The sequence below is a fragment of the Gluconobacter sp. Dm-62 genome, assembly GCF_018256155.1.
Taxonomy (GTDB): Bacteria; Pseudomonadota; Alphaproteobacteria; order Acetobacterales; family Acetobacteraceae; genus Gluconobacter.
Map to the genome: position 1 here is coordinate 96,769 of NZ_JAERLY010000003.1, position 25,136 is coordinate 121,904.

28 protein-coding genes are annotated in these 25,136 nt (G+C 62.3%); 18 read left to right on the forward strand and 10 right to left on the reverse strand.

The genetic code is table 11. The annotated features are described in order from the left end of the window. Window positions 1-16: 16 nt before the first annotated feature. Both JK202_RS05110 and dinB read right to left on the reverse strand, forming a co-directional pair. The gene (locus tag JK202_RS05110) at window positions 17-451 is read right to left on the reverse strand and encodes a hypothetical protein (RefSeq protein WP_211558876.1); all 435 of its coding nucleotides are present in this window, start codon (window positions 449-451) and stop codon (window positions 17-19) included. A 98-nt stretch (window positions 452-549) separates the two neighbouring features. Then, entirely contained in the window at window positions 550-1,620 is a 1,071-nt protein-coding gene (gene dinB / locus JK202_RS05115) for a DNA polymerase IV (protein ID WP_211558879.1), read from the reverse strand. 50 nt (window positions 1,621-1,670) lie between these two features. Between dinB and JK202_RS05120 the strand changes: the two genes are divergently transcribed. Both JK202_RS05120 and JK202_RS05125 read left to right on the forward strand, forming a co-directional pair. After that, window positions 1,671-2,249, forward strand: a complete 579-nt coding sequence (locus tag JK202_RS05120) for an NUDIX hydrolase (RefSeq protein ID WP_211558881.1) — start codon at window positions 1,671-1,673, stop codon at window positions 2,247-2,249. Between the two features lie 65 nt (window positions 2,250-2,314). After that, window positions 2,315-2,839, forward strand: a complete 525-nt coding sequence (locus tag JK202_RS05125) for a hypothetical protein (RefSeq protein WP_211558883.1) — start codon at window positions 2,315-2,317, stop codon at window positions 2,837-2,839. Between the two features lie 3 nt (window positions 2,840-2,842). On the opposite strand, the gene JK202_RS05130 is transcribed toward JK202_RS05125, so the two are convergent. From JK202_RS05130 to JK202_RS05140, 3 genes are all read right to left on the reverse strand, one after another. Next, window positions 2,843-3,136: a putative quinol monooxygenase gene (locus tag JK202_RS05130; protein WP_211558885.1), complete on the reverse strand. Its 294-nt coding sequence runs from the start codon at window positions 3,134-3,136 to the stop codon at window positions 2,843-2,845. A gap of 81 nt (window positions 3,137-3,217) precedes the next feature. Next, window positions 3,218-3,595 (reverse strand): hypothetical protein, encoded by a 378-nt coding sequence (locus tag JK202_RS05135; protein ID WP_211558887.1) that lies wholly within the window; start codon window positions 3,593-3,595, stop codon window positions 3,218-3,220. A 59-nt stretch (window positions 3,596-3,654) separates the two neighbouring features. Beyond that, entirely contained in the window at window positions 3,655-4,488 is an 834-nt protein-coding gene (locus tag JK202_RS05140) for a PadR family transcriptional regulator (RefSeq protein WP_211558889.1), read from the reverse strand. Between the two features lie 124 nt (window positions 4,489-4,612). Between JK202_RS05140 and JK202_RS05145 the strand changes: the two genes are divergently transcribed. The 15 genes from JK202_RS05145 to JK202_RS05215 all read left to right on the forward strand — a co-directional run bounded on the left by JK202_RS05145 (window position 4,613) and on the right by JK202_RS05215 (window position 18,627). Next, window positions 4,613-5,395 (forward strand): VTT domain-containing protein, encoded by a 783-nt coding sequence (locus tag JK202_RS05145; RefSeq protein WP_349291822.1) that lies wholly within the window; start codon window positions 4,613-4,615, stop codon window positions 5,393-5,395. Window positions 5,396-5,481: 86 nt separating this feature from the next. Next, window positions 5,482-6,750: a multidrug effflux MFS transporter gene (locus JK202_RS05150; RefSeq protein WP_211558891.1), complete on the forward strand. Its 1,269-nt coding sequence runs from the start codon at window positions 5,482-5,484 to the stop codon at window positions 6,748-6,750. Window positions 6,751-6,763: 13 nt separating this feature from the next. Further along, on the forward strand, window positions 6,764-7,126 hold the full coding sequence (locus JK202_RS05155) for a response regulator (RefSeq protein ID WP_211558892.1): 363 nt from the start codon (window positions 6,764-6,766) through the stop codon (window positions 7,124-7,126). Window positions 7,127-7,203: 77 nt separating this feature from the next. Next, window positions 7,204-7,743 (forward strand): adenine phosphoribosyltransferase, encoded by a 540-nt coding sequence (locus tag JK202_RS05160; protein WP_211558894.1) that lies wholly within the window; start codon window positions 7,204-7,206, stop codon window positions 7,741-7,743. 11 nt (window positions 7,744-7,754) lie between these two features. Further along, window positions 7,755-8,585, forward strand: a complete 831-nt coding sequence (locus tag JK202_RS05165; RefSeq protein WP_211558896.1) for an NADPH-dependent oxidoreductase — start codon at window positions 7,755-7,757, stop codon at window positions 8,583-8,585. Window positions 8,586-8,908: 323 nt separating this feature from the next. Next, window positions 8,909-9,115 carry a cold-shock protein gene (locus JK202_RS05170; RefSeq protein WP_211558898.1) on the forward strand — a complete coding sequence of 69 codons (207 nt, stop codon included), beginning with the start codon at window positions 8,909-8,911 and terminating at the stop codon, window positions 9,113-9,115. A gap of 92 nt (window positions 9,116-9,207) precedes the next feature. Continuing rightward, window positions 9,208-11,715, forward strand: a complete 2,508-nt coding sequence (gene hrpB, locus JK202_RS05175) for an ATP-dependent helicase HrpB (protein WP_211559165.1) — start codon at window positions 9,208-9,210, stop codon at window positions 11,713-11,715. 75 nt (window positions 11,716-11,790) lie between these two features. After that, a complete protein-coding gene (locus JK202_RS05180; protein WP_211558900.1) occupies window positions 11,791-13,047 on the forward strand; it encodes a S1C family serine protease in 1,257 nt (418 codons plus the stop codon). After that, window positions 13,040-13,258 (forward strand): hypothetical protein, encoded by a 219-nt coding sequence (locus JK202_RS05185; RefSeq protein WP_211558902.1) that lies wholly within the window; start codon window positions 13,040-13,042, stop codon window positions 13,256-13,258. The genes JK202_RS05180 and JK202_RS05185 overlap by 8 nt, the downstream gene beginning before the upstream one ends. 100 nt (window positions 13,259-13,358) lie before the next feature. Beyond that, entirely contained in the window at window positions 13,359-14,039 is a 681-nt protein-coding gene (locus JK202_RS05190; protein WP_011252400.1) for a response regulator transcription factor, read from the forward strand. Between the two features lie 6 nt (window positions 14,040-14,045). Then, window positions 14,046-15,464 (forward strand): ATP-binding protein, encoded by a 1,419-nt coding sequence (locus tag JK202_RS05195; protein WP_211558904.1) that lies wholly within the window; start codon window positions 14,046-14,048, stop codon window positions 15,462-15,464. 58 nt (window positions 15,465-15,522) lie between these two features. Continuing rightward, complete coding sequence (locus JK202_RS05200) at window positions 15,523-15,867, forward strand: hypothetical protein (protein ID WP_211559166.1); 345 nt, start codon at window positions 15,523-15,525, stop codon at window positions 15,865-15,867. Window positions 15,868-15,911: 44 nt separating this feature from the next. Then, window positions 15,912-16,655, forward strand: coding sequence for an SIMPL domain-containing protein (locus JK202_RS05205; protein ID WP_211558906.1), 744 nt, complete (start codon window positions 15,912-15,914; stop codon window positions 16,653-16,655). Beyond that, window positions 16,624-17,031 (forward strand): DUF393 domain-containing protein, encoded by a 408-nt coding sequence (locus tag JK202_RS05210; RefSeq protein WP_249199688.1) that lies wholly within the window; start codon window positions 16,624-16,626, stop codon window positions 17,029-17,031. Before JK202_RS05205 ends, JK202_RS05210 begins: the two co-directional genes overlap by 32 nt. 81 nt (window positions 17,032-17,112) lie before the next feature. Then, window positions 17,113-18,627 carry a tetratricopeptide repeat protein gene (locus tag JK202_RS05215; RefSeq protein ID WP_211558908.1) on the forward strand — a complete coding sequence of 505 codons (1,515 nt, stop codon included), beginning with the start codon at window positions 17,113-17,115 and terminating at the stop codon, window positions 18,625-18,627. Window positions 18,628-18,705: 78 nt separating this feature from the next. Here the strand turns inward: JK202_RS05215 and infC are convergent, their stop codons facing one another. The 5 genes from infC to JK202_RS05240 all read right to left on the reverse strand — a co-directional run bounded on the left by infC (window position 18,706) and on the right by JK202_RS05240 (window position 24,148). Further along, window positions 18,706-19,227: a translation initiation factor IF-3 gene (infC, locus tag JK202_RS05220; RefSeq protein WP_011252394.1), complete on the reverse strand. Its 522-nt coding sequence runs from the start codon at window positions 19,225-19,227 to the stop codon at window positions 18,706-18,708. Between the two features lie 153 nt (window positions 19,228-19,380). Next, a complete protein-coding gene (gene thrS, locus JK202_RS05225) occupies window positions 19,381-21,318 on the reverse strand; it encodes a threonine--tRNA ligase (protein WP_211558910.1) in 1,938 nt (645 codons plus the stop codon). Between the two features lie 113 nt (window positions 21,319-21,431). Beyond that, on the reverse strand, window positions 21,432-22,487 hold the full coding sequence (locus JK202_RS05230) for a glycosyltransferase family 2 protein (RefSeq protein ID WP_211558912.1): 1,056 nt from the start codon (window positions 22,485-22,487) through the stop codon (window positions 21,432-21,434). Continuing rightward, a complete protein-coding gene (locus tag JK202_RS05235) occupies window positions 22,484-23,404 on the reverse strand; it encodes a glycosyltransferase family 9 protein (protein WP_211558914.1) in 921 nt (306 codons plus the stop codon). Before JK202_RS05235 ends, JK202_RS05230 begins: the two co-directional genes overlap by 4 nt. Window positions 23,405-23,482: 78 nt before the next feature. Next, a complete protein-coding gene (locus JK202_RS05240) occupies window positions 23,483-24,148 on the reverse strand; it encodes a nucleotide exchange factor GrpE (RefSeq protein WP_211558916.1) in 666 nt (221 codons plus the stop codon). Window positions 24,149-24,310: 162 nt separating this feature from the next. Between JK202_RS05240 and JK202_RS05245 the strand changes: the two genes are divergently transcribed. Beyond that, window positions 24,311-25,081: a response regulator transcription factor gene (locus JK202_RS05245; protein ID WP_283091778.1), complete on the forward strand. Its 771-nt coding sequence runs from the start codon at window positions 24,311-24,313 to the stop codon at window positions 25,079-25,081. Window positions 25,082-25,136 lie beyond the last annotated feature (55 nt).

The window sequence follows — 25,136 nt, forward strand, 5'->3', positions numbered from 1 at the left end:
CGGCCGGAATGAATGCCTAGACGGGCTGTCGGAGACGGGATGCTACGGAGGTGCAGACGGTCTGTCGCAGGGGCTTGGGCATGGACGGCAGGGCATATTGTTCGCGCTCTCCCGTCCGGCGACTGAGAGCCTGAAGAATGCCCTGTTTCCCGGCATTATAGGCCATGTCGTCTGTGACAGCAGCAACTGGTGGCACGCCACCTGCGTCCTTCAGTGTCATGTTCTGCAGGCAGTAATGCAGCGTCCCGGCAAGGTTCGCGGGATGGGCTGTGGACAGGTCCGGCTCCCCTTGAAACGCAATAGAATTGCGGGCTCCGGAAAATGGATGCCCCTGCTGATTGTGGGACAGGGTTTTCTCGAACCCCGGCGACAGCGAGGCTTTGGATGCACAGCCGCCCATTATCAGAAGAGGCGCCAGCAGGGCGGTGGCCGGGAGTGTGGGGCGGGGCATGCAGCGGTCCATGCGATGAAAGACGACCCGTTCAGGACAGGCTGTCCCCCAACGCATCAGGCAGCGGAAAGAATGCCGGAATTTGTTTCAATCCTGCCCTAAAAGAGCAGCTCCATCTGATCGCAAGACGCAGTTTCCGCTGCATGAAAGCCCGAGAGCGTGAGCCCCAGCAGGCGTACGCCGGGCACGAACGGAAACAGGGGCGCCATGAGGCTCTGACCCGTTTCGAGCAGAACGCCTTCGGACGGGACAGGAGCAGGCAGGGTGCGGGCGCGGGTGATCTGACGGAAATCGGCGTATTTGACCTTCAGGGTCACGGTCCGGGCCTGAAGCTGTCGGCGTTCCGCGCCTGCCCACAGCTTTGCTGCGATCTGCGTCAGGGCCAGATGCGCGTCGGCTTCGGAGGTCAGGTCCTGAAGATAGGTCTGTTCGGTGCCGAGGGATTTGCGCTCGCGGTTTACGACGACAGGGCGATGATCGATGCCGCGGGAAATGCCGTAATAAAACGCCGCTGCCTTGCCAAAATGCCGAGTCAGCGTCTCGATATCCCGCTCCCGCAGGTCTGCGCCCGTTTCAATGCCCAGCGCTCGCATTTTCCGGGCCGTGGCCGGGCCGATGCCGTGAAACGCATCCACGGGCAGGGTGGACACGAAGTCCGGCCCCATGGCGGGCGTGATGACGAACAGTCCGTCCGGCTTGCGGTAATCCGAGGCCAGTTTGGCCAGAAAGCGGTTGTAGGACACGCCGGCGGAGGCGGTCAGCCCGGTTTCGGCGTGGATGTCCGCGCGGATGCGGTCCGCGACCAGCGTGGCGGACCCATAGGCCCCCAGATGATCCGTCAGGTCCAGATAGGCTTCATCCAGCGACAGCGGCTGGATCAGGGGTGTGTAGCGCGAAAAGATGTCGTGGATCTGGGCCGAGACGCTGCGATAGACGTCAAAGCGCGCGGGCACGAATACCAGATCCGGACACATGCGTCTGGCCGTGACCGACGGCATGGCCGAGCGGACACCGAAGCGCCGGGCCTCGTAGCTTGCGGCGGCCACTACGCCCCGTGCCTCGCCCCGTCCGACCGCGAGCGGACGGCCGCGCAGGAAAGGGTCGTCCCGCTGTTCGACAGACGCGTAAAATGCGTCCATGTCGATATGCACGATCCGGCGTTGCTCCATGATGCGAGTTTCGCCGATTCGGAAGAACGAAACAAGATCAGGATCCGTCCATGAGCTCCGAAAAAACTCTCGAAGACGCCCGCAGGGACGCCGGTTTCCAGACAATTTCGACCCGGCTGGCCTACAGCAACCCCTGGACCGCCCTGCGCGAGGACATCATCGTCCATCCCAACGGAAAACAGGGCCTGTATGGCATCGTGGAGCGGGGCGAGTTCGTCGTGATCCTACCGCTGCATGCTGACGGGAAGGTGACGCTGATCCAGCAGTTCCGCTATCCGGTCGGTGAACGGCTGTGGGAGCTGCCGATGGGCATGTGGGAGACGAAAGAGAACGTCGATCCGATCGAACTCGCGCTGGGCGAACTGCGGGAGGAAACCGGACTGCGTGCCGGCGAGATGATCCATGTTGGCAGCATGTATCAGGGCGCGGGTTATTCGAACCAGAAGGGACATGTCTTTCTGGCCCGCAATCTGAGCCGTGGTGAGACGGATCTGGAAGCCACAGAAGAGGACATCACCTGCCACGACATGACGCTTGAAACATTCGAGACCATGATCCGTGAGGGGGAGCTGAAATGCATGGTGTCATTGGCTGCCTTCGCCCTCATTCGGGCAAAAGGCCTGATCTGACAGGTTTTTCCTGAAAGGACGGAACCTGGGACGTATCCGGGGCGCTATCGCTGATCGAGAACGTCATGAAGGTTCCGATGGTCAACACCGCATCGCCGTCCCCTGATACCAACCAGATCATCGCGCGCGGGCATCCGACCGATAATGAGCTTCTTGCTTTTTATCGCTCGGAAATCCGGTTTGAGACCGAAGTCGTGAATGGTCGCCTTCAGGCTCTTCTGGGATCGCAGGCGTTTCTGGTCATCGCTTATGCGACGGCCATGACAGGCTCCACAAAGCGCTGGGGCGACAGCATGGTGCTTCTGCTGCCGCCCCTGTTTTCACTTCTGGGTTTCGTGCTGGCGCTCATGGCGTTGCCGGGCATCCGCGCCGCCTACGCCGCGATCGGAAAGTGGGAGGGCAAACAGCGCCATCTGCACACCCAGAGCCCGGACCTGACCGAGTTTACTCTGGCGCCGAACGAGGACGAAACCCGCGACATGATGCGCCGTGCCCAGCGTGGGGCACTGTTCGCCCATCAGGCCCCGTTCATTTTTATGATCGCCTGGGCGATTTTCGGGTTCATCCCGTTTTATCTGTATCTGAAATAAAGATCAGGTCACGACATCCAGAAACACGACCTGCGAGCCACCCCCTTCGACCAGCGGCGTGATCGTCTGGTTGAAGACCCTGCCATGCTCGGTGGCCATGTGGGCCGCAAAGGCCGCGTCGTCCCGGTAGGTTTCTTCCACATGAAACAGGTCGGGGTCGGAGGCGAGCGTATAGACTTTGAAGCGTTCGCAGCCAGGTTCGGCGCGGACGTCTTTTGCCAGCGCCGTTAGCAGAACGCGCAGGGTCTCGCGCTGTCCGGGCAGAGCCTTAAGCGTGGCGTAAAGGGTTTTTGGCATGACGCGGAACCTTGTTCTGGTTGGAGCTGCGTCATCATTGAGCCTCCGAAGCCAGCCCGCAAAGCCACAGCTGCGTGAAGCCTACGACTTTTCCAGCAGCGTTTTGCAGCGCATCCAGGACATGCGGTCCCGGAAGATGAACAGGACATAGTAGTCCAGCTCGCGGCTGCGGGTTTTCGTGGTGCGGGTATAGAAGGGATAGACGTCGAACGGCCCCTGAAGCCCGGCCGGGACGGGGTCTGACGGCAGGATGCAGGTGACCCGGAACAGCGGCATGTAAACCGCATCGTCTCCGGGATTGCGCCGCACATGCCACAGGTTCCGTCGGAACTTCTTCAGCCGTTCAGGCAGAAGAAAGACCATCGATTTCTCGATGAATCCTTCTCCGAAATGCTCCGGCCGGTAATACCGCATATCCTCGGGCATGTTGCAGAAATGGGGATGGTCCTGAACGATCATGGACCATCCTTTACGGCATTGCGCCGGTCCTTGGGAGAGGTGCCCTGGTGCCCCCGGCCTTATTCGGCCGGAGCATTTTCCGAAGACGTTTCACCGGAAGCCGGGCCTGCGATCTCCGCTGCGGCGCGGTTCAGGATCGCCACAATCCGGCGCAGTTCGTCCGCATCCGCGCCACGACGGGACTTCAGGGCAGCCTTCAGCGCAAAGCGCGCATCATGGAATGCCTGTCCCAGTGTGGGGTCGAGGTCGTTGACGCCGCTGAACGCCTCGCGGACATCCGCCATGCGGGCACCGATACGGCTCAGGATGTCGAGGATGCGGGCGGCTTCTTCCTTATGGGCGTCGTGATGTGCCTTTCCTTCTTCCGTCAGGCTGTAGAGCTTGCGGTTGCCTTCCTGGGTGACGGCGGCGAGGCCGGTTTCCTCAAGATAGGTGAGGGACGGATAGATCACGCCGGGGCTGGGCTTGTAGAATCCGCCCGAACGCTCTTCGAGACGCCGGATCAGCTCATAGCCGTGGGCAGGGGCCTCTCCGAGCAGGGCGAGGATGACGAGCTGAAGCTCATCGGCCGTCAGCTTGCGACCGCGAGAGAAGCCTTCGCTTCCCAGATCGCCGCCAAAACCCTTGCCGAACCGGCCACCAAAGCGTCCACCGCCCATTCCGCCTCCGGGGCCACCGCGTCCGCCATGTCGACGGCCGAAACCGCCTTCACCACGCTCCATACCCCGATGACGCCCGCCCCGTCCTTCCTCACGACCCCGACCCTTGTCGGAGTCTTCACCTTCCGCGACGGGACGTCCCATGCCGAAAAAGCCGCGGCGATGGCCGCGATGTGACCGGTGTCCGCCATCCGGGAGGTCTGTGTTGAAACGGTCAGTCTTGTGTTTGAACATTATGTTCTCCTATTCGATATATCGAACGATATAGTATCTTAAGATATATCTTCAAGAGAAAAATACGGTCGAATGATTTTTTCCCGGGACAGTCGGCCTGCGGCACGGACGCCAGCATGAACTCGTGTTTACGCTCCAGCCCATAGCCGCCGCGGCCTGCGGCTGGTATCGGGCAGGGATGGGTAGCCCGATTTCTCTTCCTCCCGATCCGGAACTGCGTCGCACGCTGCGGCAGCTTGTGCCCTGGCGCGCGGCATTGACGATTGGTGCCATGCTGGTGCTGGTGGCGGCCCTTCAGCGCCTGCCGTTCATTCATCATCTTCTGGAAAATGCGCCGCACTGGCACGAAACCCCGGGCGCGCCGCTGTGGTTCCTGCTGCTGGCCATTCCTTACAGCGCGTGTGGACTGCCGCGTCAGGCGCTCTGTGTGGCGGCCGGTCTCGCATTTGGTCTGTGTGGCGGCCTTGTTCTGTGTTCGCTGGCTTATATGCTGGGGGCTGCTCTGGCATATGGATGGGCGCGGGTGCTTGCTCCGGCAGCCTTCAGGGCGCGGCTGCATGACAGGCTGGAAGCGGATTATGCCGCTCTGGCCCGAACGCTCCACGCGAAGCCCTTCCGGGCGGTTCTGACGCTGCGGCTGATGCCGGTGGGGTCCGCACTGCTGGTCTCGACGGCGGCGGGGCTTTTTGAACTGCCGCTGTTACCGTTTTCGGTTGCAACGTTTCTGGGTGGCCTGCCGCAGACACTGATTTTCGTCCTGGTCGGGTCCGGAACACGGATCGGGCACGTTCTTCAGTTGGGGCTTGCGGGAATCCTGTTCGTCGTGTCGGGTGTGCTGGGGGCCATTCTACTCCGGCAGCATGGCCAGACTGCCCCGGATAATAAAACAGACACTCCGGCGCCCTGAAGAGCTTTACACTCCGGAACGACCCGGACCATACCGGGCCATCAGAGATCATCGATCCGCAACCTGAAGTGAACAGGCAGACGCGCATGACAGACCAGAACATGACATTCAGACGGGGAGATCCCCTGCCCGCATGGCTGCCGGTTCTGCTGGGGATTTTTACGGCTGTCGGGCCGGTCTCGACGGATGTCTATCTTCCGGCGCTGCCTGAAATGGAGCGTCAGCTCCATACGGCCGCAGGGTCGGGCAGTGCGACCATGGCGGCCTGGGTGATCGGGCTTGCGATCGGGCAAATCAGTATCGGCCCGATTTCGGACCGGTTTGGCCGCCGCTGGCCACTGCTGATCGGGATGCTGGGCTATACGCTGGGCGAGATCGGCTGTGCGCTGGCGCCGAGCATGACGTTCCTGTGCATCTGCCGTGTTTTCTCCGCCATTATGGCCTCTGCCGGACTTGTGGTGCCGAACGCGTGCATCCGGGATCTGACAGAGGGGGATGCGTCGTCGAAAATGATGTCCCGTCTGATCGTCATTCAAGGAACCGTGCCGATTCTGGCGCCGATGCTTGGCGGATTTGCGCTGAAATTCGTGGACTGGCGTGTCATCTTCTGGGTGACGGCCGCCTATGGCGGGATCTGTACCCTCCTGCTCATGACTATTTTCCCGGAAACACTGGCCCCGCAGGACCGCCGTGACCTGCGGCCCGTCTCCATTATCGAACGCTATGTCTATATTCTGCGGACCCGCAGTTTCATCACGAATGGTCTGGTCTGGAGTTTCCTAGGCTTTGTCACCTTCACCTATCTGACGGCCGCGCCCATGCTTTTCGAAGAAGTCTTCGGCATGTCACCCTTTCATTACGGTATGCTGTTCGGGTTGTTTGCGATCTGCATGATTGCGGCGTCTGCCATCAATGGACAGCTCGTGGGCCGGGTGAATACGGGTAAGATGCTGTTCTCGGCGCTGGGTGTCAGTCTGGCAGGGTGCGCAATCCTGTTTCTGCTCGCGCTTGTCTCAGGCTATGATGTTGATCCGCAGGGACACATCAAGGCGATATTTCTGTGGCCACTCATCATTGCACTCATCATTACCCTGGCGCCGACAGGGATTATCGGTCCGAATTCCATGGTGGGTATCCTGTCCGAACAGTCTGATCGTGCCGGTTCGGCCTCTGCACTGGCGGGGACAATGCAGTATCTTTTCGGAGCAGTTGCCAGCGCCCTTTTCGGACTTGTGCCATCAGGGACAGCCGTTCCCATGGCAGTTTTCCTCTCTTTTGCCTTTGTCGCGGCCATGGGCTTCGCCCTGCTCCGTCCAACCCTGCCTGCCGTGGCGGAACCGCCGCGTCAGTCGTAAGGAAATATCCTTCATGAAGGCCCTCCTTGTCGAAGATGACGCCGCCATCGCACTGGTGGTCGAGACGGTGCTCCAGCGTGAAGGCTGGACGGTCCGGCATGTTCTGGAGGGTGTCTCGGCTCTGGAAGGGGACGAGGCGCCGGATCTTCTAGTGACGGACCTCAACCTGCCCGGCGCTCGGAACGGATTGGAAATTGCCCACCTGCTGCGGGAGCGCCGTCCGCAGATGGCGGTGGTGCTCATGTCGGGCGATTATGAAGAGAGCGACATGGCGCCGCAGGGCATGGCCGTGCTGCCCAAACCGTTCCGCAGGGCAGGGCTTCTGGCAGCCATTGCGCAGGCCCGTAATGAGGCTCCGGGCGCAATCCGGACTTGAGGCCGGGGGTTGAGTTGGGGGGGAGACTCCCCTACATGCCGCGCTGTTTGCCATGTCCAGATGAAAGCAGTGCCGCCATGTCGTTTCAGGATCCCCACCCGCTCGATCTCAAGAGTTACATCCGCGAGATCCCGGATTTTCCGAAACCCGGCATCCTGTTCTATGACATCTCGACCCTGATCCGCTCGCCGGATGCCTGGCAGGTCGCGACCGCCCGTCTGGCCCGCGCGATCGCCGCCTGGCAGCCGGACATGCTGGCCGGAATCGAGAGCCGCGGCTTTCTGACGGCCGCACCGCTGGCGCTGCGTCTGGGCTGTGGCTTCACGATGCTGCGCAAGCCGGGCAAGCTGCCGGGCAAAACCATTTCCCTGAAATACGGCCTCGAATATGGCGAGGACGAGCTTCACATTCAGGCAGACGCCATCAAGCCGGGTCAGCGCGTTGTGGTGCTGGACGACCTTCTGGCAACGGGTGGTACCCTGGCGGCGTCTGTTGATCTTCTGCGCAAGGTCGGCGCCGAAGTCGTGGGTGCATCCGTGCTCATCGAACTGGCGGATCTGAAGGGGCGTGAGAAACTGGACGTGCCGCTGAACGCTCTGATGACTTACGACGAATAAGGAAACACCACATGTCGGGCACCTCTTCCGTCAGTTCTTCCGCGCTATGGCAGACACGGTACCGCACAGCGGCGCCGGAAAACCTGCCGGATAATGCGGTGCTCGACCTGCTGCTGTCGCATCACTCGGTCCGGGCCTATCTGCCCGACGCCCTGCCCGAAGGTACGCTGGAAGCCGGTATCGCCGCGGCCTCCTCGGCAGCCACGTCCAGCAATCTTCAGGTCTGGTCCGTCGTGGCCGTCGAAAACCCGGAGACGCGCGCCAGACTTGCGGAGCTGTGCGGGGGCCAGAAGCATATCGAGGTCGCGCCCCTGTTTCTGGCCTGGATCGTCGATCTGGCCCGGCTGGAGCGGATCGCCGAACGGGCCGGGATGGGGCACGAGGCGCTCGACTATCAGGAGACGTTCCTCATGGCGACGCTCGATACCGGGATCGCCGCCCAGAACGCCGTCACCGCGTTCGAATCCCTTGGTCTGGGCACGGTCTATATTGGCGGCTTGCGCAATCATCCCGAAGAAGTCGCCAGTCTTCTGTCCCTTCCGCCGCGCTCGGTCGCGGTCGTGGGGCTCTGTGTCGGCAAACCTGATCCGGCGGCCCAGAACGGCCACAAGCCCCGTCTGGGACAGGACGTGGTCCTGCACCACGAGCGTTACAGCACGGAGAACGAGGCCGAAGGCATCGCGGCCTATGACCGCATCGCGGACGACTACCAGAAGGAACAGGGCCTGACGTCGCGGGCATGGTCGGAAACGGTCGCCAAGCGGGTGGACAGCTTCAAGGGCCTGAGCGGGCGACATGTCATGCGTTCGGTCCTGCACAAGCTCGGCTTTGCGCTCCGGTAAAAGTGATTTTCGGACTTGCGGAAGAAATTCTTTCCGGTCTGAAAGTCTTTAAAGAGATTTAAAGCTCTCGTTTTTCAGGGCTTTGACGCGGATACTGGTTCTGAAAAATAAACCTGTCCGATAAAAACTTCCCTGATGAACTCTGCGGGGTGGGTTTTATTTTGAACTTGCTCCTGCGGGATTTTTGCAGGCATATTCAGGGTGCAGCTGTTTTTCTGGCTGGAGAATATCGCCCTGCGTTGATGCGCATGGCCTTCCCCCTCTGAAAAAACTGATCACGTGAATGTTTGCGCGTGAAGCTGCGTTATCAAAGGAGACCTGCAATGGCGACAGGTACAGTAAAGTGGTTCAACGCCACGAAGGGCTTCGGTTTCATCCAGCCCAGCGATGGCACCACAGACGTTTTCGTTCACATTTCTGCTCTCGAAAAAGCCGGGCTGCAGAACCTGGACGAAGGCCAGCAGGTCTCTTACGAGATTGAAGATGGCCGCAACGGACGCAAGTCCGCAGGGAGCCTCAAGGCGCTCTGACGAAATGGTGGCTTCGGCCACCATTTTTCGTTTCAGGGGCTTTTGGCCGCCATCGCTTTCGCGCCTGCTCAGGCTATAACAGGGCATCTGCCCTGCCGTGCCGGAGCCGCGTCCTGACCTTTATCCTTCCTCCCGAACTTCCCGTCACGGCCATTCTGCCGGAGCTTCTGGCGACGTTGCAGACGCAGCCCAACGCCGTCCTCGTGGCACCTCCGGGTGCGGGCAAGACGACGCTGACGCCGCTTGCGCTGCTGGACGCGCCCTGGCTCGGGACGCAGCGCCTCATTCTCGTGGAGCCCCGCCGCGTGGCGGTTCGTGGTGCGGCCTTGCGCATGGCATCCTCGCTGGGTGAAAAGCCGGGTGGCATCGTGGGGTTCCGCACCCGCACCGATTCCGCCATGTCCGCCAGAACGCGCATTGAGGTGGTCACGGAAGGGCTGCTCCTGCGTCGCCTGCTGACCGATCCGCTGCTGGATGGCGTGGGCGCGGTGCTGTTCGATGAAGTGCATGAGCGCTCGCTGGATCTGGACGCGGCGCTGGCGTTCTGTCTGGACATGCAGCGCGAAATGCGGCCGGATCTGCGGATTCTGGCCATGTCCGCCACGCCGGATGGTCGCGCTTTCACGACGCTGATGAACGCCCCGCTGATTGAGAGCGAAGGCCGACAGTTCCCCATCGACATCCGCCACACCCGCGACATTCCCCATCTGCGCGACCTCCCCGAAGCCTGCGCCCGCGCGATCCGTCAGGCACTGGCGGAAGAAGACGGCGATATCCTCGCTTTCCTGCCCGGCGTCGGCGAAATCCGTCGCACACAGGCGCTGCTGGACGGCACGGTCCCGGTTTTTCCACTGCACGGCGAACAGACGACCGAGGATCAGGACCGCGCCATCGCCCCCTCCGACACGCGCCGCGTCGTGTTGGCAACGTCCATTGCCGAAACCTCCGTCACCGTCTCGGGCGTGCGGATCGTTGTGGATGGCGGCCTGCGCCGGGCCCCGCGCCTTGACCCGAATACCGGCCTGTCGCGGCTGGAAACGCTGAAAATCTCCCGCGCCACCGCCACCCAGCGCGCCGGCCGTGCGGGGCGGCAGTCTCCGGGCATTGCCATCCGCCTGTGGTCGGAGATGACGCAGCGCAGCCTGCGCCCGCAGGACGCGCCGGAAATTCTCGTGGCCGATCTGACGGATTTCGCGCTCGTCACCGCTGCCTGGCAGGAGGTCATGGGAACGGCTCCGGACAGTCTGCCGCTGCTGGACATGCCCCCTTCCGGCGTTCTGGCGGGCGGGCGCGAATTGCTGCGTGAACTTGGCGCGCTGGATGATGCCAACCGCATTACGGCGCTTGGTACACGCATGGCGTCTCTTGGCACACATCCGCGTCTGGCGGCGATGCTCTGCGCCGCCCGTACACTGCCGGAGCGTGTGACGGCGGCCTGTCTGGCGGCGCTTTTGGAAGAGCGTGATCCGCTTCGTCCACGTCCGAACCGTCCGTCCGGCCCTGCGCCAGGAGCCGATATCCGCGTACGCTTCGCCCTGTTCGAGTGTGACGACCCGCGCGCGGACCGCGCCAGCCTGTTCCATATGCGCCAGTCCGCCAAACGCTTCCTGCGCCGCATGGGCGAGCGGGATGTGCCACTGATGCCGCTGCCGGATCACGCAGGCGCTCTGCTTGCCGCCGGTTTCCCGGATCGTGTCGCACAGGCGGCGGGTGGACTTGGGCGCTTCCGCCTCGCAGGCGGGGGGAGTGCCCGCGTTTCAGCCAATGATCCACTGGCGCGCGAGAAGCTGCTGGCTGGGGCGGCGTTCCATACGCGGACCTCAACGGAAATTACGCTCGCCGCCCCGCTGGACGCCGAAAACCTGCCCCCAACCCTTCTGGACCGGACCCGTGAGCAGGTCGAGACGACGCTGGACGGGACATCCGGCCGCATCATCGCCCGTCGCAGGCTCCGTCTGGGGGCGCTGGTCCTGCGGGATCGCAACGGCGAAATCAGCCCCGAGGAAGCACAGGGCCTTCTCGTGCAACAGATCGCCGCGAATCTGGCGCAGGCCCTCACATGGACGGAGGCGGGGCGCCAGTTTCAGGCCCGCGTGGCCCATGCCCGCGCGACCTTTGCGCCGCATCTGCCGGATATGTCCGATGAGGGGCTGGCAGCCTCGCTCGACTGGCTGGAGGCGTATCTGGCGGGGTGTGACCGGCTGTCTCAGGTCAAGGCGCTGGACTTGCTGTCCATCCTCCGTGCCCGTCTGGACTATGTCGATCTCGCCGCGCTGGACCGCAAACTCCCGCCGCGCCTGACGCTCAAGGCCAGCACGCACGACATCGACTATACCGGCGCGGTTCCCACGGTCTCGGCCCGGGCGCAGGCTTTCTATGGCACGGCCCAGACGCCGCAGCTCGCGGACGGGCAACTCGCCCTGCAATGCGCGCTGCTGTCCCCGGCCGGTCGCCCGCAGGCGATCACGGCTGATCTGGCAGGGTTCTGGAAAGGAAGCTGGGCGGACATGCGCCGGGATATGCGCGGGCGCTATCCGCGCCATGACTGGCCGGAAGATCCCGCCACCGCAGAGCCTTCCAAACCGCGCCCGAGGCGTTGAAACGCCATGATCTTAGGATGTGGAACAATTCTGTGTTAGCAGCTTTGATATGACGATGTTCCTGTCCTGTTTCCCATGAACCGCACCCTGCAGGCTGCTGCGATCGGTGCCGGAACGGCCACTGTCGTGACGGTGGGGCTGATGCTGGCCTTGCGTGGCCATGGGAATAGTGTGCAGCCCGTCTCGCACGCCGTGGAGCGGCCGCAGCAGCCTCTCGTCATGCAGGCGCCCGCGCCGAAAATGCTCCCGACCATCATTCCTGATCGCATGATCGCGGGAGAAAATACGGATGCGCAGGGCATTCCCACACAACCCGCCGTCGTCCCGGCACCCGCGCCCGCCCTGCCGCCGCTTCTAGTCAAATACGGCCCGCTGAGCTTTGCCCCGCTGGTTCGGCAGGTCATCCCGGCCGTCGTCAACATCGCCATCACCCAGAACAGCCCGGACGGACACGACCACATTCCGCCGCAGATCCGAGGCACACCGCTGGAAAAGCGCTACCGGGACCGGATGAAGCGTCAGCAGGAAGAAATGGTCGGCGCCGGATCGGGCTTCATCGTTGATCCTTCCGGCATCATCGTCACGAACCGACACGTCGTAGGTGGAGCGGATAAGGTCGTGGTCTCGCTGTCCAACGGGCATGAAATGCCGGCGCGGCTTCTGGGCGCCGATCCGCTGACGGATATCGCCGTCATCAAGGTTGATAGTCCCGAACCGCTTCCGCATGTCACGTGGGGCGACAGTCAGCAGACCGATATCGGGGACTGGATTCTCGTTGCGGGCAATCCGTTCGGGTTCGGGTCATCCGTAACGGCAGGCATTGTCTCGGCAGTCGGGCGCGATCTGGGGATCGGCTCGCTCGACGACTTCATCCAGCTCGACGCCCCGATCAATCCCGGCAATTCGGGCGGTCCGGCCTTCAATATGCGCGGACAGGTCGTGGCCGTGAACGCCGCCATCGTGACCCCGGCTGGCGGCTCGGTCGGGATCGGCTTCGGTATCCCGTCCGAAATCGTGGCCCCCATCGTCGCGGAAATCGAGGCGACCGGCCACGCCGAACATGGCTGGCTCGGCATCACGCTCGATGACGGTGACACTGCGATCGGCATTGCCGGTGTCGATAATGGCGGGCCGGCCCAGAAAGGCGGTCTGCGGCGCGGGGACATCGTGACGCAGGTGGATAATGTGCCCGTCACCAGCGCGCGGATGCTCCTGCGCAGTATCGCTGCGGCCCGTCCTGGCATGACCCTGTCTTTCCGCATCCAGCGCGGCAAGCAGTCCCTGACGCTCCCCATCCATATCGGCCCGCGTCCGCAGGATGCGGATGACTGAGCCCCCGTCCGGCAGAACGATCCGCCTCGGCCTGTGCGGTATTGTCCTGCTGGGCGCTCTTGCAGGATGCAGCCCCGTTCCTCCCTCGCATTACCGTAGCGGTTACCGGGACGGACTTTCTGAGGCATCTCCGTTCTCATGGGGCCCCATCAGCGCATCCTCCCTGCGTGACGCGCAGCAGGACGATTTCGACAACGCAATCCCCCGCTAGAGATCCCTTTTTGTAACGGCTGCCTTTGACGGCAACTCTCAAGCCGGTATTCTTCCCAGCAGGAACGGCAAGACTGCGTTCGGAAGGAAGAAAGACAACGATGCGTATCCTGCTGGTCGAGGACGATCCTACTGTCCGTGCTTTCGTGCTCAAGGGGCTGCGGGAAGCCGGGCATGTCGTGGATGAGGCGGATAACGGCAAGGACGGCCTGTTTCTGGCTGTCAGCGAGAATTATGACGTCGTGATCCTGGACCGGATGTTGCCGGGCGGTATTGACGGATTGCGGATTCTGGAAACCCTGCGCGGGCAGAAGAACGCAACGCCGGTCCTGCTGCTCTCGGCGCTGGCGGATGTGGACGAGCGTGTGGCTGGCCTCAAGGCCGGCGGCGACGACTACATGACCAAGCCCTTCGCTTTTTCCGAACTTCTGGCGCGCGTCGAGGCGCTGGGCCGTCGTGGCCGCCCCGAAAGCGCGCCGCAGACGCGGCTTGTGGTTGGCGATCTGGAAATGGATCTGCTGTCACGCACCGTCAAACGGGGCGGCGAGAAGATCGACCTTCAGCCGCGCGAGTTCCGTCTGCTGGAGTTCCTGATCCGTCATGCCGGGCAGGTCGTGACCCGCACCATGCTGCTCGAACGCGTGTGGGACTATCATTTCGACCCGCAGACCAACGTGATCGACGTGCATGTCTCCCGCCTGCGTCAGAAAGTGGACAAACCGTTCGACAAGCCCATGATCCACACGATCCGCAACGCCGGCTACATCCTGCGGGCGGACTGATTGCGCATGCTGCTGCGTAAGGTCCGCTGTTTCGGGCCGCTCCTGAAACGGCGCCTGCGCTGGCCGATCCGTTCGGCCGGGCTGAATTTCGCGCTGGCCTATGGGCTGGTGTTCGTGATCTCGGCCGGGGCGTTCCTGTCCTTCATCTGGTGGAATACGACAGGCCAGCTCGACCATCAGGTCGAGGTCGCGGTGCAGGTCGATGCCCTTGATCTGTCCCATCGCTGGGCGCAGGGGGGACCATCTGCGCTCAGCCTCGCCATTCAGGACCGGCTGGACCAGAACGTCGATGATGACGAACTGTATCTCCTGGTAGGCCCGGATGGTCGCAAATTCGCCGGAAACCTGCCCGGCTGGCCCGTCGTCATCACCCGGACGGACGAGTTCTACGAACTGGCCATCAAGCGCGACGGCTTCCGCACCAACGCCAAAATGCACGCCTACCCCCTGACGCAGGGATTCCGGATGATCGTCGGGCGCGATGTCCGTGGGCGACAGCTCGTTCGCCACGTCTTGACCGATACGCTGATCTGGGCCTGGATCATGGTCTCGCTGCTGGCGGCGGGCGGGGCGCTCGCCATCCGGCGCATCTTCCGGCAGGTCGTCCGCTCCATCGCCCGCACCACAGCGGCCGTAGCGCAGGGCGATCTGAGCCAGCGTATTCCGCTGACCGGCAATGAAACCGATCTGGTGGGCCAGACCGTCAATACCATGCTCGAGCGGATCAACCGCCTGATGGATGGCGTCAAGCAGGTCTCCAACGCCATCGCCCACGACCTGCGCACGCCAATCGCCCGGGCCCGCGCGCGTCTGGAAGATGCCAACCGCACCGCTACGTCCGCCGAGGAACTTCACGCCGCCATCGACCGTGCGGTCATGGATCTCGACCGGGTGACGTCGATTTTCGAGGCCCTGCTGAGAATCGCCCAGCTTGAAGCCGGGGCCAGACGGGCCGCCTTCACGGTTCTGGACATGCGCCCGCTGCTGGAAGGGCTGAGCGAGCTCTACGAGGCCTCCGTCGAGGATGCTGGCCTGCAACTGGACTTCAGGGCAGGGGCGGTCCAGCCGGTCAATGGCGATCCGCATTTGCTGCAACAGGCCGTGGCCAATCTGCTGGACAACGCCATCAAGTTCGCCCCCCCCGGAACCACCATTACCCTCTCGGTCGGAATGGAGGGCGAACGTCTGGCCATCACCGTCGCGGATCAGGGCCCCGGCATGAGCGAGGACGATCTGAGCCGGGCTTCAGAGCGCTTTTTCCGTGCCGAGACGGCCCGCAACACGCCGGGTGCCGGGCTGGGTCTTTCGCTGGTTCAGGCCGTGATGAGCCTGCATGGCGGTTCGCTGGAACTGAAAGCCGGGCAGCCGGGCCTGTTCGCGACGCTCCTGCTGCCGGTCGTGCCTGCTGTTTCACGAAAGGGATGACGGAAGTTTCATCCAGGCCCCACCCTGCGCTTAGCTGGAATGGGCTACAGAGTCCGTGATGCGCTTCTCCCTGTCTTCACCGACCGTTCTTCCGGCCTTCTGTTTGCTCGGCTGTCTGGCCGCGGCGCCGGTCCTGCGCCCGGTGCAGCATTTGCCGCCGGGACATTCGGACGATGCCATTACGGTGACGTCAGAGAACGCGGAATACTGCGCCCGACTGCGCAAAAATGTGGACACGCGACTGGCCGCTCCTCCCGCCGCCATCCCGCTGGGAACCATGGAAGACGCCCGTCACCTGCGCGCGCAGGGAGACCTGCTCTGCTCGCAGGGGCATGTCCGCGCGGGGATCGAACGCCTGCGCCGGGCGTTGGTCCTGCTGAAACACGCTCCGGAACCGCGCTGACCCTATTCCGGACGTCCCCCGACACCTGTTTTTCAGGAGATCCGATGACCCGTTTTTCCCTGACCCGCTCCATGACGCGCTCTGGCCCGCTTCTGGCCGCCGCTCTGGTCCTTTCACCCGTTGCCCTGTCCGGCACGGGAGCCTTTTCCACCGCACAGGCAGCCGACATGCAGCAGGATACGACGACCCAGCTTGATTTCAGCGTCATGGGAACCGCTCATGCGGTCCCAACGGAACTGACGGTCCGTCTCTCCGTCCGCTCCGACAGCCCGTCCGCCGCAACGGCCCAGAAGGACGTGAACGCCCGGATGGCTGCTGCAATGAAACTGGCTGGCGGGCAGGATGGAATCGTGGCGAAGGCGGGGGGATATTCCATCTACGAAAATACGCCCGAACATGGCCCCAAGAGCTGGACGGTCCGGCAGGAGCTGGAACTCAGCGGGCAGGATTCCGTGCGGCTCCTGGGTCTGGCGGGGCAGCTTCAGTCGCAGTCCCTGATGATGGAAGGTCTCGACTGGTCTTTGGACGACGCCACTCGGGACCGGTTGCTGCAGGAAGCGCGGACGGAAGCCCTGAAGAAAGTCCGGCCGCAGGCAGAACAGAGCGCACAGACTCTTGGTCTGCACCTCGCGCGCCTGAAAGAAATCCGGATTTCCTATCAGGAGCCTGGCCCGCGCCCCATGATGCTCATGGCAGCGCGCATGGCCGACTCCGCGCCGCCACAGCGCAGCCCGGACGAGCAGACCCTCCGTGTGAATGTCTCCGTGCAGGCTGAACTGTCGCCATGACGCGCTCTCTGCCGGGGCGTTGCCGGACATGGTGACGGTCTGGTTCGACGGGGGATGCCCATTATGTCGGCGTGAGATCGCCCTGATGAGACGTCTTGATCGTCGCGGCGCCATTCGCTTCATCAATCTGGAAACGGCTCAGGCGTGTCCGCTGGATCGGGCCACCCTGCTGGCCCGGTTCCATGCTGAAGAGGACGGGCAGCTCTATGAAGGTGCTGCCGCATTCGCCGCTATGTGGCGGGCCATTCCCCTGCTGCGGCCGTTGGGTCTGGCCGCGCGGAATCCGGCTGTGCTGGCCGTACTGCAATGGGGGTACGGAAAATTCCTGCGGATGCGGCCTCTTTTGCAACGGCTGACCCGAAATCTGGAACGTTGAGACGCAGGTAGGGGCAAAAAAACGGAAGAATTTAAGGGTTTCTTAGGGAGCGTCCGCTACCACGGAAAAAAAGGAGCCTTCATGCCCAACTCTTTCCGTTTGCTGGCGCAGGATATTCTCGCTCTTGCCGATGCGAATGACATCTCCGGCGCGATTGAAAAGCTGCATGAAGGTGTCCGGGACCTGCCTCAGGATGCTCATTCCACGTTTCTGGCGGGATGTCTGTATGAACGTCTCAGGGACTGGGCACAGGCCCGACACTTTTATCTTCAAAGCCTGCATCTGGACGTCAATGCCCCGCGTATCTGGCACCGTCTGGGTATCGTGAGTCTCGAAAGCGGAGATCTGGACGGCGCGGAACGAGCCCTGAAGGTCGCGACCCAGCAGCAGCCTTCAAACGCCCATTACCACGTCGATCTCAGTATGGTTCTGGCCAGAAAGGGAGCGTTCGACATGGCTCTTGAGAGCGCCATGACCGGTGAGGCGCTTAGTCCCGATCATGTGCCGGCTCTCAACAATATTGGTCATGTCCTTCAGGGCCTGGGGCGCAGTGCAGAATCGCTGCCATATTACGACCGGGCCATAAGCCTTGATCCTGAAAATGGTGTCTGTCGTTTCGGGCGGGCCGTCAGTCTGCTGAAGATGGGCGATTTCGAGCCCGGATGGGGTGAATATGAGTGGCGGTGGCGGTGTTCCCAGACACCGCGTACAGATCTTGCCATCCCACAATGGGAAGGTGAGGATCTGCAGGGCAAGACCATTCTGATCCATCACGAGCAGGGCTATGGAGATACGCTTCAGTTCATTCGTCTCGCCCCCCTGCTCAAAATGCGTGGAGCTACAGTCGTAGTGCAGGTCCCCATTCCTCTTGTCCGCATTCTGGAGCGGGTTGAAGGAATCGATCAGGTCGTCTCGACGCTCGACCCAGTGTTACATCTGGATGTGCACTGTCCGATGGTCGGCCTGCCACTGCGACTGAAAATAACGCCGACCACGGCGCCGGGCTGTCCATATCTGTCCGTTTCCACTGAAGAACAGGAGCGGCAGGGCGGAGCGCTGCGGCGGAGTCTGCTGGAAAACATGCAGCAGCCTGACCTGATTGTCGGTCTGGTCTGGAGTGGAGATCCACGGCCCCATGACCCTGTTGCTACTCAGGTGGATCGACGCCGGAGTGTGAAGCTGGAAAAGCTCGCACCTCTGATGGATGTGGACGGTATTCGGTTCGTCAGCTTCCAGCTTGGCATGCCTCGACATCAGATTGCCGAGACAGGATTACCGGTGATCGAAGTGACGGACGGAATCGTGGATTTCGCCGATACGGCCGCACGACTGTATGGCGTGGACCTGTTGATCAGCGTTGATACGTCCATGGTTCATCTGGCGGGAGGGCTTGGTCTGCCGGTCTGGATGCTCTCGCGTTACGATGCCTGCTGGCGTTGGGGAGAAAACGGTACGACGACTCCCTGGTATCCGAGTATGCGGATTTTCCGTCAGTCGGGTCTGGGAGACTGGGACACCCCGGTCGCCGAGATCGCGGGTATGCTGAGGCAGTTTGTAGCTCTTTACCGGGCAAACCTTGAAGCTGAAGCGGCCTGAGGCACAAGCCATAAAAAAAACCGGCCGCTTCCCGAAAAGGGGGCGGCCGGTTTTTCAGGTGCAAGATGAAAGCACCCCTTAGCGGGGAGCAATCACCATCAGCATCTGGCGGTTTTCAAGGCGGGGCATCTGCTCCACCTTCGCCTTTTCTTCGACTTCCTGTCGGATACGCTCAAGCATCTTGATACCGAGCTCCTGATGGGCCATTTCGCGGCCCTTGAAGCGCAGGGAAATCTTGACCTTGTCGCCTTCGTCAAGAAAGCTGTGAATGGCCTTGAGCTTGGTCTGGAAGTCATGCTCGCCCGTACCGGGACGAACCTTCACTTCCTTGATCTCAATGACCTTCTGCTTCTTGCGGGCTTCGTTCTTCTTCTTCTGCTGCTCATACTTGAACTTGCCGTAGTCGAGAATCTTCACGACAGGAGGAACAGCGGTCGGGCTGATTTCCAGAAGGTCGAGACCTACCGAAAAAGCGCGCATCAGGGCATCCCGGGTCGTCATGACGCCCTGCATTTCGCCTTCTTCGTCAATCAGACGAACCTGCGGAACACGGATTTCCTCGTTGACGCGCGGTCCTTCACGGGTTGGCGCGGCCTGCATCGGCGGTCTAGCTATGGTCAGCTCCTGTCATCAGTTTCGTTCGGGTCCGGCACTCTGTATCCGCCTTCATGAAGAAAGGCGGGATACGGCCATTTCCGATCCCGGTCCTTCTGCACATAGTCCTGCCTTACGCCCGGTGCAAGGGGATTACGTTCAATCCTTTGCAGCACGTGCGATGTCAGGGGCCTGAGCTTCCTTCGTGAGAGCCGAAACGGCCTCGTCGAGGGACAGGATCTCCTGTGCTGCGCCGCCCAGACGCCGCATGGCAACCTTGCGCTCCTCGGCTTCACGACGACCCAGCACAAGGATGACCGGAACGCGTGCCAGGCTGTGTTCGCGGATCTTGGCGTTAATCTTGTCGCTGCGGATGTCGGTCTCGACCTGGAGTCCCGCGGCCTTGAGTGTCGCGGCCACTTCGTTGGCGTAATCGCCGGCATCGGAGACGATGGACGCCACGACAACCTGCGTCGGCGCCAGCCAGAGCGGGAACTTGCCGGCATACTGCTCGATCAGGATGCCGATGAAGCGCTCGAAACTGCCAAGAATCGCGCGGTGCAGCATGACCGGGCGATGACGGTTGCTGTCCTCACCGATATAGGACGCATCCAGACGTTCCGGCAGAACGTAATCCACCTGAAGCGTGCCGCACTGCCAGTCACGGCCGATGGCATCGGTCAGCACGAATTCGAGCTTCGGACCGTAGAACGCGCCTTCGCCCGGATTGTACTCGTATTCGACGCCCGCGATCTCGCAGGCCTTCTTGAGCGAACCTTCCGCCCGGTCCCAGACCTCATCCGAGCCCGCACGCGTTTCCGGACGGTCGGAGAACTTCACGCGGAAACTCTCAAATCCGAGATCCGTGTAAACTTCGGCCAGCATCTTTACGAACTTCGCGGTTTCGTCTGCGATCTGCTCGTCCGTGCAGAAGATATGGGCGTCGTCCTGCGTGAAGCCGCGGACGCGCATGATGCCGTGCAGGGCACCAGACGGCTCGTAACGGTGACACGCGCCGAACTCAGCCATCCGCAGCGGCAGCTCACGATAGGAGCGCAGGCCATGACGGAAGATCTGCACATGGCACGGGCAGTTCATCGGCTTGAGTGCGAGGGTCTTGTCCTCGTCCTCGACGGTCGCGATGAACATGTTCTCGCGATACTTGTCCCAGTGGCCAGAAGCTTCCCACAGAGCGCGGTCCACGAGCTGCGGGGTGCGGACTTCCTCGTAGTTGTTCCGCTCCTGCGCGCGACGCATGTAGTCCTGCAGGACTGTGTAGAGGCGCCAGCCCTTGCGGTGCCAGAAGATCTGGCCGACGGCTTCTTCCTGAATGTGGAAGAGGTCCATTTCGCGCCCGATGCGACGATGATCGCGCTTTTCGGCTTCCTCAAGGCGCAGGAGATGGGCGTCCAGCTCCTTCTTGTCGCGCCATGCGGTGCCGTAAATGCGGGTGAGCATGGGGTTGCGGTGATCGCCACGCCAGTAGGCCCCGGCCACGCGCATCAGCTTGAACGCCGTGCCGACATCGCCGGTGGTGCGCAGATGCGGGCCACGACACAGGTCGAGCCACTCGCCCTGACGATAGATCGAGATCTGCTCGGTTTCCGGCAGGTCCTGAATGAGCTGTGCCTTGAAGTCCTCGCCCTTCTCCTCAAAGAAGCGGATGGCCTCGTCCCGGTCCCAGACCTCGCGGACGAACGGCGTGTTGGCCGCCACGATCTCGCGCATCTTCTCTTCGATGGCTGGGAAGTCTTCAGGCGTGAATGGCTTCTCGCGGGAGAAATCGTAGTAGAACCCGTCCTTGATGCTCGGCCCGATCGTGACCTGCGTTTCAGGCCACAGGGACTGCACGGCTTCGGCCAGAACATGCGCCGCGTCATGGCGGATCATTTCCAGCGCGTCCTCATCCTTGCGGGTGACGAACTTTACGGACGCGTCACTGCTGATTTCGGTGCTAATATCGACGGGGTTGCCGTCCACTTCCATCGCCATGGCGGCCTTGGCGAGACCTGGCCCGATGGAGGCCGCGATCGTCGTGCCCGTCACCGTCCCGTCGAATGTGCGGACGCTTCCGTCGGGGAGTGTGATGGCGGGCATGGAGATCGCTCCTGTGCGAGTGGGAACGGCAGATCGCTCTGCCGAAAAATGAACCGGTAAATGGCCTTAATCCCCGTCAGGCCGCAACCCCCAGACGGGCAGACGGACTGTTTTCAGGTCGCTTTGTCCATCCGAAGCACAAGAGGAGGGGCGTCCTGAGCAGCGGGCGCCCGCCCTTCGTCCCATCCGAGCGTGACATAATGGATGAGGGGCCAGATCCCGTAATAGGGGTCCTGCGTCACGTCCGGGTTGCTCCGGGCATAATACAGTGGATCGAAAAGCCGATATTCGTGCTGCTGCCCGTCATCGCGTGCCCGATGCGCCACAAAGCCGGACGGGATGCTGAGGGGAGGGTGCGGAACGCTTTCGCCGGTGCCCAGCAGGATGTCCGGATCGACGCCCAGATCCCGGAAGCGCTGCGCGATCATGGGCGCATACAGATCCGGCGTCAGGCTGTAGCTGGCGAGGAAGTCCTGATAGCTGGCGTTGAAATAATAATGCAGATGTGTGCCGTCTTTGGGGTGTTCCGGTTGTGCGCCGGTGTCCGTGGCGGCCAGTTTCTGGTGGGCGAAACGACGGATGTCTTCGTAGTCCGGCCGGTTGTGCAGATGCAGATACACGAAAGGCGTGCGGACATAACGGTTGGGGTAAATGCTCTGCGGATTGTGAAATCCGCGGTCCAGACTGACGATCGTCTGTGCCTTGAACAGACCGCGCCGGACGATCTGGGGTCGGTAATAATCCGGCGCTTCCGGTACGTTCAGCAGCAGGCGTTCGGTGATGAAAGTCGCATTTTCCTGCATCAGATAGTCGAACTGCCGCCGGATGACCTCAGGGTCGAGCGAAAGCTGGTCCAGAAAAACCGTCAGGAACTCGTCACAATCCAGCGGGACGGCAAAATCGCAGGCATTTTCCGCATCCCACTGGCGGATAATGCCCGCGATGACGTCGCCCTTGTGCAGGAAATCATTGTGCGACGCATGATTGCGGACGATCCGCACGCCTTTTTTTTCATACCGGGTCTGGATGTCCAGAACGGCGGGATCGGTCGAGCCGTTGTCGATCACCGTCAGGTTTGAGAAGCCGAAAATCGCCGCGTGCCACAGAACCCACGGCTCCAGCAGGGTCGCCTCGTTCTTCTGCATCATGACGCAACGGATTTGGGTCATCGGGTAAGCATGGCCTCGATGCAGGTCTCGACCCGGGACGCGGGCAGCATCGCCAGATCGGGCACCACGATCAGATCCGTTCGTCCGGCCGTGGGCGTGAGGGGGGCTGTCAGGCGCGGATCGCTGTCCGGGCCGAAAAGTGTGAGGCAGGGTGTGTCCATTGCGGCGGCGAGATGCATCGGGCCGGTGTCGTTGCCTATCACAAGTGTTGCGCGGTCGAGGACGCCTGCCAGTTCCACCATGGTGGTCTGGCCCGTTAAATCGAGGGCCGTTGGGCAGGCGTGCAGGATGTTCTGGGCCAGAGGCGCTTCGGCCTGCGTTCCCACGATGACCGGGCGGATGCCTTTGGCCACGAGGGCCTTGGCGATCTCGGCAAAGCGCGACGAAGGCCAGCGTTTCTGCGGGCGGTGGAACGCCGCACCCGGCACCAGAACGGCATAGGGCGTCGCAATTTCAGGCCCGTGCCCTTCAAGCCAGTGCGGAACGCTGCGGGGCAGGGGCGTGACCCCGGCGTCATGAAGCTGATCGTCCAGCCGGGCCAGCGTGTGCATGGCGTTGCGCGAGGGATTGCCGTGTGGATGGCAGCAGCCGTCGGAAATGCCGGACCAGTTCGCGGGCTGTCCGGCGAGACGGAAATAGGTTTTCGAACGCCCCGAGGTCTGAAGATCGAAAACCCGGTCATAGCCGCGCAGTTTTCGCGACAGGCGCCACAGCCCCGGCAGATTGCCCATCGAGGGGCGATCATCCGTCAGGATTTCGTCGAACCACGGCGCAGCGCGCGCCAGATCCACGAAGGGTGCGGTTGTCAGAAGGGTCAGTGTGGTGTGTGGAAACGCGGCCCGGATAGACGCGAAAGCTCCGAATGCCTGAACGAAATCGCCCAGGGCGCCGAGCTTTATGACAAGAATGCGACTCATGAGCCGACTTTAGCAGGGTGTTGCGGAACGCCAACCGTTCCCGGTCGCCGTTCCGCAAAGAAAATCCGCCCTGACAGATCAGGCTGTGGTGTTCACGCCCTGCGGTGCCGCAGCCGGCTCGCCCTTGGCGACCACGACCATGGCTGGCTTCAGCAGGCGGCCCTTGAGCAGCCATGCCGGCGTCCAGGACTGCATGACATGGCCCGACGGGTGCTGGTCGGACGGCTGTTCCGCCATGGCCTGATGCAGATTGGCGTCGAACGGCTTGCCGGTCGGGTCTTCGCAGGTGATGCCGTGGCGCTCGAGAATGTTGATGAAGGACCGCTCGGTGCCTTCGATTCCTTCACGCAGCTTGGTGATGAGGACGTCCTCGCCTTCCGTCTTGGCAGGCAGGGAGGCCAGACCGCGCTGGAGGTTCTCGGCCGCCTCGACCACGTCGCGGGCGAATTTCTGGATGGCGTACTGGCGCGCATCCTCAATGTCGCGCTTGGCGCGGGTGCGGATGTTCTGGCTTTCGGCTTCGGAACGGACCCAGCGATCCTTCAGTTCGGCAACCTGTGCTTCAAGAGCCTCGATCCGGGCTTCTGGCGTGGTCTCTTCCAGCGTTTCACCGCCGGTTTCGTTCATGCCCGGCGTTTCGTGGCCAGAGGTCTCGACGCCCTGTTCAGGCACGTCATGGGCCGTTTCCGGCGAGGCGTTGTGGTCTGTCATGTCACGACCTTCTTTGGTGGGACGGGCCATCATGCGGCCCCGTTCATCTTCAGGAGATAACGCTGATTGTCTCAAAGACAAGGGTTGCGCTGTCGCATAGCGACGCATCATGTCACTGAAAAGCCTATTTTCCGCCATCATGGATCATGGGTTATAGGTAAAAAGCCGCAACAGTTCTCAGCAGACGGACCCCTCATGGAGACGCCCCGAACCCCCTACGCGCCGCCCGCGCCTGCCTCGCAGACGCCGCCCGGAGCTTCCGCCGCGCCGATCATCGCGCTGGTGGACGATGACCGGAACATTCTTGCGTCCGTCCAGATGACGCTCGAAGCCGAAGGATTTACCGTCCACACCTATACCGATGGCGAAAGCGCGCTGCAGGGCATCACCTCGCGGCCTGTCAGCCTTGCGGTGCTGGATGTGAAGATGCCGCGCATGGACGGCATGGAACTGCTTCAGCGCCTGCGCTCGCGCTCCAACCTGCCGGTCATTTTCCTGACGTCCAAGGACGAAGAGCTGGACCAGCTCATGGGCCTGCGTCTGGGCGCGGATGACTACATCACCAAGCCGTTCTCCCAGCGTCTGCTGATCGAGCGCATCCGTGCCCTGCTGCGCCGTCAGGATGCCAGCCGGGCCGAGGCCACGGGCGTTGCGGCTGTTGGCTCCGCCATCGTGCGCGGCCAGCTTTCGCTGGACGAGACGCGTCACCAGTGCCTGTGGGGCGGACAGGACATCGCGCTGACGGTCACGGAGTTCCTGCTGGTCAAGGCACTCGCTTTGCGTCCGGGCATGGTGAAGTCGCGCGATCAGCTCATCGATGCGGCTTATGGCGACAATATCTATGTCGACGACCGCACGATCGACAGCCATATCAAGCGCGTCCGCAAGAAGTTCCGGCAGGTGGACGACGAGTTCAACCAGATCGAGACGTTGTACGGCATCGGCTACCGTTACCGGGACGAGTAAGCACGCGTGGACGAGGACTTCGCTTCCTTCCCGACAGGTCAGGCGCTCGACGCCG